Origin of the sequence: Streptomyces sp. SudanB25_2051, assembly GCF_964272635.1 — a bacterium.
Taxonomy (GTDB): Bacteria; Actinomycetota; Actinomycetes; order Streptomycetales; family Streptomycetaceae; genus Streptomyces.
Map to the genome: position 1 here is coordinate 494756 of NZ_OZ186787.1, position 12770 is coordinate 507525.

Annotated in this window: 11 protein-coding genes; 4 read left to right on the top strand and 7 right to left on the bottom strand. The window is 73.9% G+C overall.

Translation table 11 applies throughout. The features are described 5' to 3' along the window. Positions 1-29: 29 nt before the first annotated feature. Complete coding sequence (locus ACSUPT_RS02180; protein WP_351963643.1) at positions 30-866, bottom strand: DMT family transporter; 837 nt, start codon at positions 864-866, stop codon at positions 30-32. A gap of 123 nt (positions 867-989) precedes the next feature. Here ACSUPT_RS02180 and ACSUPT_RS02185 point away from each other — a divergent pair, with 123 nt between their 5' ends. Beyond that, positions 990-1574: a helix-turn-helix domain-containing protein gene (locus ACSUPT_RS02185; RefSeq protein ID WP_436943343.1), complete on the top strand. Its 585-nt coding sequence runs from the start codon at positions 990-992 to the stop codon at positions 1572-1574. Positions 1575-1750: 176 nt separating this feature from the next. Here ACSUPT_RS02185 and ACSUPT_RS02190 read toward each other — a convergent pair whose 3' ends face one another. Further along, positions 1751-2713: a LysR family transcriptional regulator gene (locus ACSUPT_RS02190; RefSeq protein ID WP_361664016.1), complete on the bottom strand. Its 963-nt coding sequence runs from the start codon at positions 2711-2713 to the stop codon at positions 1751-1753. A 130-nt stretch (positions 2714-2843) separates the two neighbouring features. On the opposite strand from ACSUPT_RS02190, the gene ACSUPT_RS02195 reads away from it, so the two are divergent. Both ACSUPT_RS02195 and ACSUPT_RS02200 read left to right on the top strand, forming a co-directional pair. Then, a complete protein-coding gene (locus ACSUPT_RS02195) occupies positions 2844-4340 on the top strand; it encodes an MFS transporter (protein WP_361664019.1) in 1497 nt (498 codons plus the stop codon). A 27-nt stretch (positions 4341-4367) separates the two neighbouring features. Continuing rightward, positions 4368-4856 carry a pyridoxamine 5'-phosphate oxidase family protein gene (locus ACSUPT_RS02200; protein ID WP_436943344.1) on the top strand — a complete coding sequence of 163 codons (489 nt, stop codon included), beginning with the start codon at positions 4368-4370 and terminating at the stop codon, positions 4854-4856. Positions 4857-5003: 147 nt separating this feature from the next. Here ACSUPT_RS02200 and ACSUPT_RS02205 read toward each other — a convergent pair whose 3' ends face one another. The 5 genes from ACSUPT_RS02205 to ACSUPT_RS02225 form a co-directional block, all read right to left on the bottom strand. Beyond that, on the bottom strand, positions 5004-6119 hold the full coding sequence (locus ACSUPT_RS02205; protein ID WP_436943345.1) for an AI-2E family transporter: 1116 nt from the start codon (positions 6117-6119) through the stop codon (positions 5004-5006). Between the two features lie 69 nt (positions 6120-6188). After that, the gene (locus ACSUPT_RS02210; protein ID WP_436943347.1) at positions 6189-6839 is read right to left on the bottom strand and encodes a TetR/AcrR family transcriptional regulator; all 651 of its coding nucleotides are present in this window, start codon (positions 6837-6839) and stop codon (positions 6189-6191) included. Between the two features lie 253 nt (positions 6840-7092). Continuing rightward, the gene (locus ACSUPT_RS02215; protein WP_351963650.1) at positions 7093-7986 is read right to left on the bottom strand and encodes an alpha/beta fold hydrolase; all 894 of its coding nucleotides are present in this window, start codon (positions 7984-7986) and stop codon (positions 7093-7095) included. Between the two features lie 123 nt (positions 7987-8109). Continuing rightward, a complete protein-coding gene (locus tag ACSUPT_RS02220; RefSeq protein WP_436943348.1) occupies positions 8110-8337 on the bottom strand; it encodes an Lsr2 family DNA-binding protein in 228 nt (75 codons plus the stop codon). A gap of 194 nt (positions 8338-8531) precedes the next feature. Then, positions 8532-10853, bottom strand: coding sequence for an Orn/Lys/Arg decarboxylase N-terminal domain-containing protein (locus ACSUPT_RS02225; RefSeq protein WP_436943349.1), 2322 nt, complete (start codon positions 10851-10853; stop codon positions 8532-8534). Positions 10854-11163: 310 nt separating this feature from the next. Here ACSUPT_RS02225 and ACSUPT_RS02230 point away from each other — a divergent pair, with 310 nt between their 5' ends. Beyond that, entirely contained in the window at positions 11164-12552 is a 1389-nt protein-coding gene (locus ACSUPT_RS02230) for an MFS transporter (RefSeq protein ID WP_436943350.1), read from the top strand. Positions 12553-12770 lie beyond the last annotated feature (218 nt).

Below are 12770 nucleotides of genomic sequence, written 5' to 3' on the forward strand. Positions count from 1 at the left end.
GGGCGGCCGCTCCCGGAGGGCCCGCCGGTTCAGGTGAGCGCCAAGAGGCTGACGGCGACGGCGGCAGTGCCGAGGCCGACGAGCTGGCCGCGGTGGAGGCGCTCGGCGAGCACGGTGCGGGCGAGCAGGACCGTGCCGGCCGGGTACAGGGCGGTGATCACGGCGACGACGGCGAGGTCGCCGCTGCGGGCGGCCAGCAGGAACAGCAGGTTCGCCACCGAGTCCAGCGCGCCGGCCGCCGCCGACATTCCGTACGCGGGACGCTCGGGCCCCAGCCTGCGGAACATCAGCCCGGCCGCCGCGAGCGTGACCGCCGAGGAGACCGCCCGGCCGACGATCAGCGGGGCGACGCCGCTGTCGGCCGGCGCCTGGTGCAGGAAGACCAGCTGCAGGGCGATGGCGGCGCCCGCCCCGAAGGCCAGGAGCAGCGCCGTGCGGGACGGGCGGGCCGTTCCCGTGCCGTGCCCGGCGCTGACGAGGACGACGGCCACGAGGGCGAGCGGCAGGCCGACCAGCGCGGTGGCGCCCAGGTGCTCGCCCTGGAGGAGGCCCACGGCGACGGGGAGCGCGGCGGAGACGAGGGCGGTCACGGGCGACAGCACGTTCATCGGCCCGATGGCGAGGGTGCGGTAGAGCAGCGCGAACGCGGCGGCCGAGGCCACGCCGGACGCCGCGCCCCAGGCGAGGGTGGCGGTGCTGAACGAGGCGCCGAGAAGCGGCCACAGCAGCAGTTCGACGGCGAGTGACGCGGGGGCCGCGATCATCACCGTACGCAGCACATGGGCCTTGCGGGCACCGAGGCCGCCGAGGAAGTCGGCGCACCCGTAGGCGAGGGAGCTGCCCAGGGCCAGCAGCAGAGCGATCACGGTACGTACATCCCTTACGATTCGATGGAACGACTGAACCGTACAACGAATCGACCGGCCTGTGTCAACCAAACGACCGGGCGTTACATTTCACTGACCCCACGCGCGAGGATGGTGATCGGCATGGCCGAGACAGAGGCAGCCCTGCGGACGCTCGCCCACAACGTCAGGGCGGCCCGCACCCGTGCGGGCCTGTCCCTCGACGAACTGGGCCGGCGCGCGCAGGTGAGCAAGGGCGCCCTGGTGGGGCTGGAGAAGGCGCAGGGCAATCCGAACTTCGCCACCCTGGTCCGGCTCGCCGACACCCTCGGCGTCTCCGTCTCCGCCCTGCTGGAGGGGCCGAGCGAGGGCCGGGTCCGGGTGGTGAGCGCCGAGGGCGTCGCTCCGCTGTGGACCGGGGAGCGCGGCAGCGAGGCCCGGCTGATGCTGACGACGTCGGGGTCGGCCCCGGTCGAGGTCTGGCGGTGGCGGCTGGAGCCGGGCGAGGAGTATCCGAGCCACCCGCACCAGCCGGGCGTCGTGGAGACCGTCAGCGTCACGGCCGGCCGGATGGTGCTGGTGGTCGACGGCGCGGAGCACCCCGTGGAGGCGGGGCAGACCGCCTCCTTCGACGGCGACGCCCCGCACACCTACCGCGGCGCGGGCACCGGGACCTGCCACCTGATCATGACGGTCCACATCCCGCCGGGTCCCGCCCCCAAGCCCTGACGGGACGCGCGCACGAGGCGCGGCGCGCGACGGACCGCGGGTGTGCCCGTCCCCCGTCCGGCTGAGCGCCCCCGCGCGGGGCCGCACCCGCCCGCTGCGGCCACCCACCCGTTGCCGCGCCTACCCGCCGCCGTGCGGCCCCTTGCCGCCGTGCCCCTCCCGCCTCTCCCCCGCGCTCACACCGCACCCCCCGCCAGGACGGCGCCGGTCACCGTGCCGGGCGCGTCGGAAGGACGGCGGGACGCTCCGGCGACCTGCCTGGCCACCTCGCGGGCCGCGCCGGTGAAGGCCCGCACCGCGCCGGTGGCGTCCCCGGCGCGCCACACCACGCCGTACGCGGTCGGTTCGGCGTCGGCGAAGGGCAGGTACGCCACACCGGGCCGGGCGTAGTACGTCGCCGTGTGCGCGGGCGCGAGCAGCGCGCCCTTGCCGCCCGCGACCAGCATCAGCGCCTCCTGCATGTCGGTCACGCCCGGGCCGCGGGCGATGGGCCGGCCGCTGGGGGTGCGGGCGGGGACATGGTGTTCCAGCCAGTAGTCGGGCACGCTGCCGCTGATGGTCAGCAGCGGCACGTCGGCCAGGTCCTCCAGGGACACCGCGTCGCGGGCGGCGAGCGGATGGCCGGGGCTGATGGCCAGGACGCGTTCCTCCGCGAGGAGCGTCGGCCCGGCGCCCAGGTCCTCCTCGCGTACGGGCAGTTCGGCGATCAGCACGTCGAACTGGCCCTTGCGGAGCTGCCCGTACGGGTCGTCCAGCGGCATCCGGCAGATCTCCACGGACAGTCCGGGGTGGCTGGCCCGCAGCGCCTCCGTGGCCTTCATGACGATCTCGCCGGCCAGCGGGTTGGGGAACCCGACGTGCAGCACCGCGTCGATGCCGCGCGCGGTGGCGGCCGCGCGCTCCAGGGCCGCCTCGATCCCCCGGTGGTGCGGCTCCAGGTCCTCCCGCAGCCGGCGACCCAGCGCGGTCAGGGCGACACGGCGGCTGGTCCGGGTGAACAGCGGGGCGCCGACGCGGCGTTCGAGCCGCCGTACGAGCTGGCTCACCCGGGCGCGGGACAGCCGCATCCGGTCGGCCGTGCGGCCGAAGTGAAGCTCCTCGGCGAGGAGGAGGAAGCACTCCAGTTCGTCGCGTTCCATCGAGTCCCCCGGACGGTCGGATCGGTAAGCCTGGCTGAACGAACGTTGCGATCTTCGCCGTTGTTCCCCCACCTCGCGCGGGCGGAGGGTGGTGCCACCGACAACACCCCTACGGCACCAAGGAATCGCCATGAGTTCACCCGGAACGACCGCATCCCTGAGCGGACGTGAGTGGGGCGTCCTGCTCGTCATGTGCGGCGCGATCTTCATCGAGGGCATCGACGTGGCCATGCTCAATGTGGCCCTGCCGTCCATCCGCGCCGACCTCGGCCTGTCCACCGGCTCCCTGCAGTGGGTGATGAGCGCGTACGTCCTCGGGTACGGCGGCTTCATGCTGCTCGGCGGGCGCGCCGCGGACCTCTTCGGGCGCCGCCGGATGTTCGTCCTGTGGCTCTCCGTCTTCCTGGTCTTCTCCGGCCTGGGCGGGTTCGCGACCGAGGAGTGGATGCTGATCGTCTCCCGGTTCGTCACCGGGGTCGCGGCCGCCTTCATGACACCGGCCGGACTGTCGATCATCACCACGAGCTTCGAGGAGGGTCCGCGGCGCAACAAGGCGCTCCTGTTCTACTCGGGCACGGCGGCGGGCGGCTTCTCGACCGGTCTGGTCGTGGGCGGGCTGCTCACGTCGGCGGGCTGGCGCTGGGTGTTCTTCGCACCCGTGCTGTTCGCCGCGCTGATCCTGGCGGCGGCGCTCGTCTTCGTCCCCGCGCACCCGCGGCCCGACGCGCCGGCCCGGAACATCGACCTGGCCGGCGGGTTCACCATCACCGCAGCGGTCGTCCTGCTGGTGCTGGGCGTCGAGCGCGCCGCCCACACCGGCCTCGCGTGGACGGCCGCCACGCTCGGCGCGGGCCTCGCCCTCCTCGCCGTGTTCGTCGTGGTGGAGCGCCGTTCCCCGGCCCCGCTGGTCCGGCTGGGCATCCTCCGCAACGGCGCCCTGGTCCGCGCCAATCTGGTCGGGCTGCTCTTCGCGGCGGGTTTCTTCGGCTTCCAGTTCCTGGTGGTGCTCTACCTCCAGGAGCTGCGCGGCTGGTCGACGCTGGAGACCAGCTTCGCGCTGCTGGTCATCGGCATCGACGCGTTCGCCTCCCCGCTGCTGACGCCGAGGCTGGTCGGCCGGTTCGGCAACGCGCGGGTCATCTTCGGCGGCCTGCTGCTGGCCACGCTGTCGTACGGGCTGTTCCTGCCGGTCGGCCCCGACTGGACGTACGCGGCGATGTTCCCCGGCCTGCTCCTGCTGGGCCTGGCGTTCTCGCTGGCCTACGGCCCGCTGACCATCGTCGCCACCGAGGGCGTGCGGGAGGAGGAGCAGGGCCTGGCGGGCGGGCTGCTCTACACGTCCTTCCAGTTCGGTGCCGCGCTGGGACTGTCCACCGCCGCGGCGGTCAACGTCGCGGCGACCGCGTCCACGTCACCGCAGGGGCTGCTCGACGGATACCGCGCGGCGCTGTGGGTGCCGTTCGGCGCGGCGCTGCTGGCGGCGGCCGTCGGAGCGTTCGCACTGCGCGGCAGCCGCGCCGGGAAGGCACCCGGGGACACCGGGGACACCGCTGACACCGGGGCCCACGAGGGTGCCGGGGCGGCCGGCGGATCGGACCGGCCCGCCGGACTCACCGCCACGCACTGACCCCGCCGCACGAGGAGCCGCACCCCCATGGCCACCATCCGCGTCAGCGAGTTCGCCGAGATGGAGAGCACCTTCTTCGCCTACGTACGGGACATCCGGTACGCCACCATGATCACCGTCGACCGCCGGGGCCGCCCCCGCGCCCGGGTTTTCCTCCCCGTCTGGGAGGTCGTCGACGGCAGGCCGCTCGGCTGGCTGGCGTCCTACCGGACCCCGGTGAAGGCGGCCCACCTGGCCGGCAACCCCCATACGACGTACTCCTACTGGAGCCCGCGGCAGAACACCGTGCACGTCGACGCCCTCTCCGCGTGGGCCGACGACACCGCCGCCCGGCACCACGCCTGGGACCTGTACCGCAGAGGCGGCCCGCCGGGCGTGGGCTACGACCCCGTCCACTACTGGCCGGGCGGGCCCGACTCGCCCGAGTACCACGTGATCCGCATCGAACCGTGGCGGGTCCAACTGGTGCGGGGCACGGACCTGTCGAGCACCCTGTGGCGGCGGGAGACCTCCTGACACGCCGGACGGCCCGGCGCCCCCACCCGCGAGTGGGGGCGCCGGGCCGTCGCCGGCTCGTGTGCCGGGCCGTCTACGGCTCGTGTGTGCCAGTCGTCCGGGCGCGGGCGCCACGGCACGACGGCGGCGGCTTCGGGGCCGTCGGCGCTACGGCACGACGGCGGCGGCGGACGGGGAGTCGTCGGCGTCCGCGGCGCGCGGCGGTTCGCCGAGCTGCTCGCGCACGTAGTTCCAGACCACCGCCATCAGCGCCGCAGCGGGTACGGCGAGCAGGCTGCCCACGATGCCGTACAGGCTGCCGCCCAGCGTGACGGCGAGCAGGACGACGGCGGCGTGCAGCCCGAGCCCGCGGCTCTGGATCATGGGCTGGAACACATTGCCCTCCAGCTGCTGCACCACGACGATGACGGCCAGCACGATCAGCGCGTCCGTGATGCCGTTGGAGACCAGCGCGATCAGTACGGCGACGAGCCCGGCGAACAGGGCGCCCACGATCGGCACGAACGCGGAGACGAAGGTGAGGACCGCGAGCGGCAGCACCAGCGGAACGTCGAGTATCCACAGCCCGATGCCGATGAGAACGGCGTCGAGCAGACCGACGAACGCCTGGGAGCGCACGAACGCGCCGAGGGTCTCCCAACTGCGCGCGGCCACGACCGGGACGTCCGTGGCGAGCCGGCCGGGGAGCTGGCGGGACAGCCAGGGCAGGAAGCGCGGGCCGTCCTTGAGGAAGAAGAACATCAGGAACAGCGCCAGGACGGCGGTCACCACGCCGTTGACCACGGTGCTCACGCCGGTGACGACCGCCGTGACCATGCTGCCGATGCTGTCCTGGATGCGGGCGACGGCCGTGTCGAGGGCGCCGGTGATCTGGTCGTCGCCGATGTTCAGCGGCGGGCCCGCGGCCCACTCGCGCAGCCGCTGGATGCCCGCGACCACGCCGTCGGCGAGCTCACCGGACTGCGACGCGACCGGTACGGCGATCAGCGCCCCGATGCCCACGACGACGAGCAGGAACAGCACGGTCACCACCGAGGCGGCGAGCGCGGCGGGCCAGCCGTGGCGGCGCAGGAACCGGGCGAGGGGCCAGGTCAGCGTCGTGAGGAACAGGCCGACTATCAGCGGCCATACGACCGACCACATCCGCCCCAGCAGCCACAGGGACACCGACACCGCCACCAGGACGAGCAGGAGTTCGGCGGAGGCACGTGCCGATGTGCGAAGCGCGGCAGCGGTTTTCGGGGAACTCAACGAACCAGGCATGGCAGCACCCTATGGGTAGCCGTGCCGGGGCCCGCCGCCCCGTTCCCCGCGGGCGGCCCGCCGCGGCCGTCAGGCGGTGGCGGGCAGCAGCGACGGGTCGGTGGCCGCGGCGCGCAGGCGGTCGCGGATGGCGGTGGCCGCCCGGTCGTAGGAGGCGTACTCGTCGTAGAGGACCGACTCGGCGTTGGCCATCTCCAGCAGGGCGGCGATCTCGAAGACGAGTTGCGCAACGTCCGTGCCGGCCTCGACCTCCCCGGCGGCCTGCGCGTCGCGGACGGTCTGCTCCAGGTAGCGGAACCAGTCCGTGCGGGCGGCGGCGAGCGCGTCGTGCACCTTGCCCTCGCGGGCGTCGTACTCGGCGACGGCGGAGTAGAAGAAGCAGCCGCCGGGGAAGACGCGGTCGCGGGAGTACGCGAGCCAGCCCGCGCAGACGGCCCACAGGCGGCCGAGCCCCGACGGCAGGTCGTGGGCCGGGTCGATGACGTGCTGGCGGTAGATCGCGGCGGCCGCGCGCACGGTGGCGAGCTGCAGGTCCTCCTTGGAGCCGAACAGGGCGAACACCCCGCTCTTGCTGAGCTTCAGCTCCCCGGCGAGGCGTCCCAGCGACAGCCCTTCCAGACCTTCGACGGACGCGATGTCCACGGCGCGCCGCAGGATCAGCTGACGGGTCTGGTTGCCGCGGGCGATCCGCCCGTCGACGCGTGACTGCGTGGTGCCCATCTCTTCCCGCTTCCCTGGCCGGACCCCCCGGTGCCCGGTGAGGCCGCTCCAGTCTAGCCACCGGGTGGACGACCGTGCGGTCACCGAACGGGGGGCGGGGGCTTGCCCTCCGGGCGGGGCCCCGGGGGCCTCGGCCGGCGGAGCCGGGGCCCGCGCGGCCTCCGTCTCGCGGGGGCTCGGTCTCGCGGGGGTCCGTCTCGCTGGACTTGGTCTTGCGGGACTTGCTCTCGCGCGGGCTCGGTCTCGCGCGGGCTCAGCCGGCGGAGGCCAGCCCCTTGGCGGCCCCGTCGCCCAGTCCGGCGCCCTCCGCGATGAACTCCTGGACGGTGCGCACGACGTCCGGGTCGCCGAGGATGCGGCGGTGCCCGAGTCCGCGCGTGGTGACCAGACGGGCACGGGCGCCGAACGCGCCTGCCAGCCGCCGGGCCTGGGCCACCGCGATCCTGGTGTCGTCCTCGTCGTGGACGACGAGGACCGGGACGTCGACCTCCCGCGCCGTGTGCGTCACGGAGAACGGGGTCCGGTCGGCCGGCGCGCCGGGGAAGAGGCGGGCGCCGACGCGTTCGTACAGCAGGGCCTTGGGCCGGGCGCCGAGCCGCAGCTGGGCGCAGAACTCCTCGACCAGGTAGGAGAAGTCGCATACGCCGCTGATGGTGACGACCCGCTTGGCCGTGGCCCCGTGCCGCAGCGCGAAGAACGACCCGAGCACGCCCAGGGAGTGGGCGACGAGCCCTTCGAAGGTCCCGTACCGCTCGTGCAGGGCGGTGATGACGTCCCGGTACTGGAGGATGCTCGTGCTGCGCCCGGGGGCGTCGCCGTGGCCGGGGGCGTCGAAGGTGACGACGGAGTAGCCCTGGTCGAGGAGGCCGGGGACGAAGTCGGAGAGGCGCGAGCCGCGCGACTGCCAGCCGTGGACCAGCAGCACGGGCCGTGTGCCGTCGCCCCACTGGTACGTCACCGCGGAGGCGCCGCCGGCCTCGACGCGCCCGACGCGCGCCTGCTCGGCGAGCGCGCGCTCGGCGGTCCGCATACGGCTGCGGGCGAGCGGCATGTGGAACAGCGCGAACGCGCCCGCGCCCGCCAGCCGCCGGGAGACGTAAGAGAGTCCGTTGAGGGTGATGCTCGCCAGTGCCTCGGTGGGCTTCATGCCGGCCGCTCCTCGATCGATGCCAGGAGCCAGATAATAGCACGCACGACCGTTCACTTTGTTTTGCCGGCGCCGGCCGGGGCGCCCCGGCGGGCGGACCTCCACGACACCGCCTCCGCCGCGTCAGCCCGCGGTCGCCCGCCTCCAGGCGTCGAGGACTTCGAGCGGGATCCGCCCTCGCACGGGCACGTCGTAGCCGTTGCCCCGGGCCCACGCGCGGACCACCGCGGCGTCGACCGGCCCTTGCGGGACGACCGCTCCTCGCGGGACGACCGGCTGACGCTTCCCGGGCGCCGGGGAGGGGCTGAACGCCGGCGGCGCGTCGAGAAGACCGGCCGGGAACTGCGGCACTCGGGTATGCGGCGCGGGCGTCCGGGCGGTTGACCGCCCGTCAGGCGGCTCGGGTGGAGTGGCCCGCCCATCAGATCACGCGGCCCCGTGCCCCCCCCCCAGCGCGGACCCGAGGTGGGGGTGCGGCCCCGGGGCGGGGGCGGTTACGCGGTCCATCGGACCTCCGCCCCCGCCCGCGCCCACCGTGCTCGGGGTCATCCGTCCTGGCTGAGGCACTCGATCAGGTAGTCGCCCGTGTACCGGTCGATGGTGACGCCGTGGGTCTCGCTGCGGAAGCCGGGGAAGCGGCGGTCGAACTCCTCCAGCGCGCGGAGGTAGCGCAGCAGGGGCCCGTCCGCGGCGCCCGTCGACTCGCCGGGCATGAGGACGGGGATGCCGGGCGGCGTGACGGTGACCATGGCGGCGGCGACGCGGTCCACGGCCTTCGACACCGGTACGCGTTCGGTCCCGCCGCGGACCAGCCGCCGGTAGCAGTGCTGCGGCGGGAGCACGGGCTCGGGCAGCCGCCGGAAGGCCTCGTCGAGCGCGTCGATCAGCTCAGCCCGCGCCAGGTGCTCGTGCATCTGCCGGCACAGCTGCTTGAGGGTGAGCCCGGCGTAGCGGTCGGGGTGCTCCGCGCACAGCTCCGGCAGTACGCGCTCCAGCGGGGCGTCGCCGTCGTGGAGGGCCTTGAAGTCCATCAGGCCGTCCATGAGGGTGCCCCACTTGCCCTTGGTGATGCCCATGGAGAACAGGACCAGCGTGCTGTAGCTGTCGGTCTTCTCCACCACGATGCCGCGCGCGGCGAGGTAGGCGGTGAGGATGCGGGCGGGGATCCCCCAGTCGGACCGCTCCCCGGTGGCGGTGACCCCCGGGCAGGTGATCGTGACCTTGATGGGGTCGAGCATGCAGTAGCCCTCGTCCAGGCCGCTGAAGCCGTGCCAGTCGGCGTCGGGCTCCAGGTGCCAACAGCGCGGCTCCCGGCTGAGCACGGAGGCCGGGACGTCGGCGAAGTCGACGCGCTCGCCGGTGCGGGGGTCGACGACGGTGTCCGGCTGCCACACGCCGAAGAACCACCCCGGCCGGTCGCCCGCCTCGGCGATCCGCCGCCCGCTGGTCACGACGGCCTGGCGGAACCGGATGGCCTCGGTGACGGCCTCGTCGATCAGCGACCGTCCCGGCGCGCCGTCCATCATGGCCGTGGCCACGTCGAGGGAGGCGATCCCCGGGTACAGCGGCGAGGTGGTCCCGTGCATCATGAACGCCTCGTTGAACCGGTCGTGCTCGACCGGCGCCCTCGGCGCGGACCGCACGTGCACCATCGCCGTCTGGGACAGGGCCGCGAGGAGCTTGTGGGTCGACTGGGTGGCGAACACGGTGGGCCGCACCTCGTCGTCGAGCACGTCCGGGCCGACGGCCATCCCGTACCGGCCCTCGTACAGCGGGTGGAAGCGGGCGTAGGCGAACCACGCCTCGTCGAAGTGGAGGCGGGGGGTGCTGGGCGCCAGACGGCGGGCGGTGCGGACGGTGTCGTAGCACAGGCCGTCGTAGGTGGAGTTGGTGATGACCGCGTACTGCGCATCCGGGGAGACGGCCCCGGCCGTCAGGGGGTTCGCCGCCACACTGGCCCGTACCGCGTCCGGGTCGGTGTGCGCCGGCGGCAGCGGCCCCGCCAGTCCGTACCCGTTGCGGGTGGGCACCAGGTAGACGGGGCGGGCGCCGGAGATCACCAGGCCGTGCAGGACGGACTTGTGGCAGTTGCGGTCCACGAGGGCGATCTCGTCGCCGGTGACGCAGTAGTGGCCCACCATGCGGTCGGCGGTGGAGTCGCCGTGCAGGACGAAGTAGGTGCGGTCCGCTCCGAAGACGCGGGCGGCGTTGCGCTCGGCGTCGCCGATCGGGCCGTTGTGCTCGAACAGCGAGCCCAGCTCGCCGACGGAGATCGACAGGTCGGTGCGGAACAGGCGCTCGCCGTAGTAGTCGAAGAACTGCCGTCCGACCGGGGACTTCAGGAACGCGACCCCGCCGGAGTGCGCGGGGGTGTGCCAGGAGTACTCGTGCGCCTGGTCGAAGTGGCGCAGCGCCTTGAAGAAGGGCGGCAGGATCGCCTCGTGGTAGTTGCGGGCGGCGGAGGCCACCCGCCCGGCGATGAACGCGGGGGTGTCCTCCAGCGGCCAGATGTAGCCGGACACCACCTCCGAGACCCACAGCGGCAGCCGTTCGAACTGCTGGTCCGCGTCGCCGTCGTGCGACATCACCAGGAGCACCGGCAGGTTCCTGAAGCGCTGCCCGATCAGCCGCAGGACCGCCGCTCCGCCGCCCTCCCGGTCCGTGTCCCCGCCGTCGGGGAGGTCCCAGGCGACCATGGCCCCCGCGAGACCGGCCTCCGTCTGCAGGACGGCACGGGCCTCCTCGACCTGCGCGGCCCACCGCACCTCCAGGCCCTGGTCCGCTAGTTCCTTGCCGATCCTCGCGAGCTGGGCGCCCGCGGGAACGCGGCCCTCCGGCACCGCCACCAGAACCGCACCGTTCACCATGGGGCACTCCCGTCATCCGTGGAATGTGAAAGGCCATCAGTTTCCTTCCACCGGGGCGCGACTCGCCGGTTTCCGCCCCGTGGCTCACCGGATCGGGTGGTCGGCGGGGGTTCCAATGGACGCCGTCACGGCATACGCGTCACCTCGCGTCGCGGCTGTCCGTGCGCAGCCCAGGGAAGCACCTCGCATGGTGGCCACGCGCACTGTCTGGCAGAGAACTATGGTGTCCCGCCACATACGCCGCTGACCTGGGCGTTCCTACGGTGTGGCGTCACCGGAACGTGTCCCTCTGCCGCAGGAAGTGGTGCCGATGTCGTCGCCCGCCAGTGCTCCGCCCACCCCCTCGAACCTCAAGCGCATCGTCGCCGCCAGTCTCATCGGCACGACCATCGAGTGGTACGACTTCTTCCTCTACGGGTCCGCCGCGGCGCTCGTCTTCAACACGCTGTTCTTCCCCGAGTCCGACCCGCTCGTCGGGACGCTGCTGTCGTTCCTGACGTACGCGGTCGGGTTCGCCGCGCGGCCGCTCGGGGCGCTGGTGTTCGGGCACTACGGGGACCGGCTCGGACGGAAGAAGCTGCTGGTGCTGTCGCTGCTGCTGATGGGCGGGGCGACCTTCGCCATCGGTCTGCTGCCGACGCACGCGTCCATCGGGAGCGCCGCGCCGGTGCTGCTGACGGTGCTGCGGCTGGTGCAGGGCTTCGCGCTGGGCGGCGAGTGGGGCGGCGCCGTACTGCTCGTGTCGGAGCACGGGGACGCCCGGCGGCGCGGGTTCTGGGCGTCGTGGCCGCAGACCGGGGCGCCCGCCGGGCAGCTGCTGGCGACCGGCGTGCTCGCCGCGCTGACGGCGCTGCTGTCCGACGCCGCGTTCACCTCCTGGGGCTGGCGGGTGCCGTTCCTGCTGTCCGGCCTGCTCGTCGTGGTGGGGCTGTGGATACGGCTGTCCGTGGACGAGTCGCCCGTGTTCAAGGCGGCCCTGGAGCGCGCCGAGGCGCGGAAGGCCGAGTCCGCCGGCGCCGAACGCATGCCGCTCGTCGCCGTGCTGCGGTACCACTGGCGGGATGTGCTGATCGCCATGGGCGCGCGCATGGCGGAGAACATCAGCTACTACGTCGTCACCGCCTTCATCCTCGTGTACGCCACCACCTCGGCGGGGATCGGCAAGCAGGCCGCGCTCAACGCCGTACTGCTCGCCTCCGCCGTGCACTTCGCCGTCATCCCCGTGTGGGGCGCCCTGTCCGACCGGGTGGGGCGGCGGCCGGTGTACCTCGTGGGCGCCGTCGGCGTGGGCCTGTGGATGTTCCCGTTCTTCGCGCTCATCGACCGCGGCGGCTTCGGGCCCCTGCTGCTCGCCGTGACGGTCGGGCTCGTCCTGCACGGCGCCATGTACGCGCCGCAGGCGGCGTTCTTCGCGGAGATGTTCGCGACGCGCGTGCGGTACTCGGGCGCGTCGATCGGCGCCCAGTTCGCGTCCGTCGCCGCCGGCGCCCCGGCGCCGCTCATCGCGACCGCGCTGCTCGCGGAGCACGGCACGTCGACGCCGATCTCCCTGTACGTGATCGCCGCCGCCCTGCTCACGGTCGTCGCCGTCGCCTGCGCACGCGAGACCCGCAACAGCGACCTCGACGACGAGGCCCGCGCGGAGGCGGGTCCGGTGCGCGGCGCGGGCGCGCCCGTACGCGTGGACGCCGAGGGCTGACCGGAGGCCCCGGCCCGTCCGGCGCGCGCCCCGTGCGCGGCCGGACGGGCCGTACGCGTGCGGGGCCGGACGGGACTCCCGCGTGCCGGGGGGCGGGACTCCCCCGTGCGGGGGGCGGGGCTCGGCGTGCGGGGGCGGACCGGCCTCCGCGTGGGTCCCCCGGCCGGGACCGCTCCCCCGGGGTCGGCGATCCGCCGGGAGCCCGGTGGCCTCCTGCC

What these genes read in the sequence shown, in the direction of transcription:
- ACSUPT_RS02185 (WP_436943343.1), top strand. Translation starts at nt 990, where the DNA reads ATGGCCGAGACAGAGGCAGCCCTGCGGACGCTCGCCCACAACGTCAGG.
- ACSUPT_RS02190 (WP_361664016.1), bottom strand. Translation starts at nt 2,713, where the DNA reads ATGGAACGCGACGAACTGGAGTGCTTCCTCCTCCTCGCCGAGGAGCTT.
- ACSUPT_RS02195 (WP_361664019.1), top strand. Translation starts at nt 2,844, where the DNA reads ATGAGTTCACCCGGAACGACCGCATCCCTGAGCGGACGTGAGTGGGGC.
- ACSUPT_RS02200 (WP_436943344.1), top strand. Translation starts at nt 4,368, where the DNA reads ATGGCCACCATCCGCGTCAGCGAGTTCGCCGAGATGGAGAGCACCTTC.
- ACSUPT_RS02205 (WP_436943345.1), bottom strand. Translation starts at nt 6,119, where the DNA reads ATGCCTGGTTCGTTGAGTTCCCCGAAAACCGCTGCCGCGCTTCGCACA.
- ACSUPT_RS02210 (WP_436943347.1), bottom strand. Translation starts at nt 6,839, where the DNA reads ATGGGCACCACGCAGTCACGCGTCGACGGGCGGATCGCCCGCGGCAAC.
- ACSUPT_RS02215 (WP_351963650.1), bottom strand. Translation starts at nt 7,986, where the DNA reads ATGAAGCCCACCGAGGCACTGGCGAGCATCACCCTCAACGGACTCTCT.
- ACSUPT_RS02225 (WP_436943349.1), bottom strand. Translation starts at nt 10,853, where the DNA reads ATGGTGAACGGTGCGGTTCTGGTGGCGGTGCCGGAGGGCCGCGTTCCC.
- ACSUPT_RS02230 (WP_436943350.1), top strand. Translation starts at nt 11,164, where the DNA reads ATGTCGTCGCCCGCCAGTGCTCCGCCCACCCCCTCGAACCTCAAGCGC.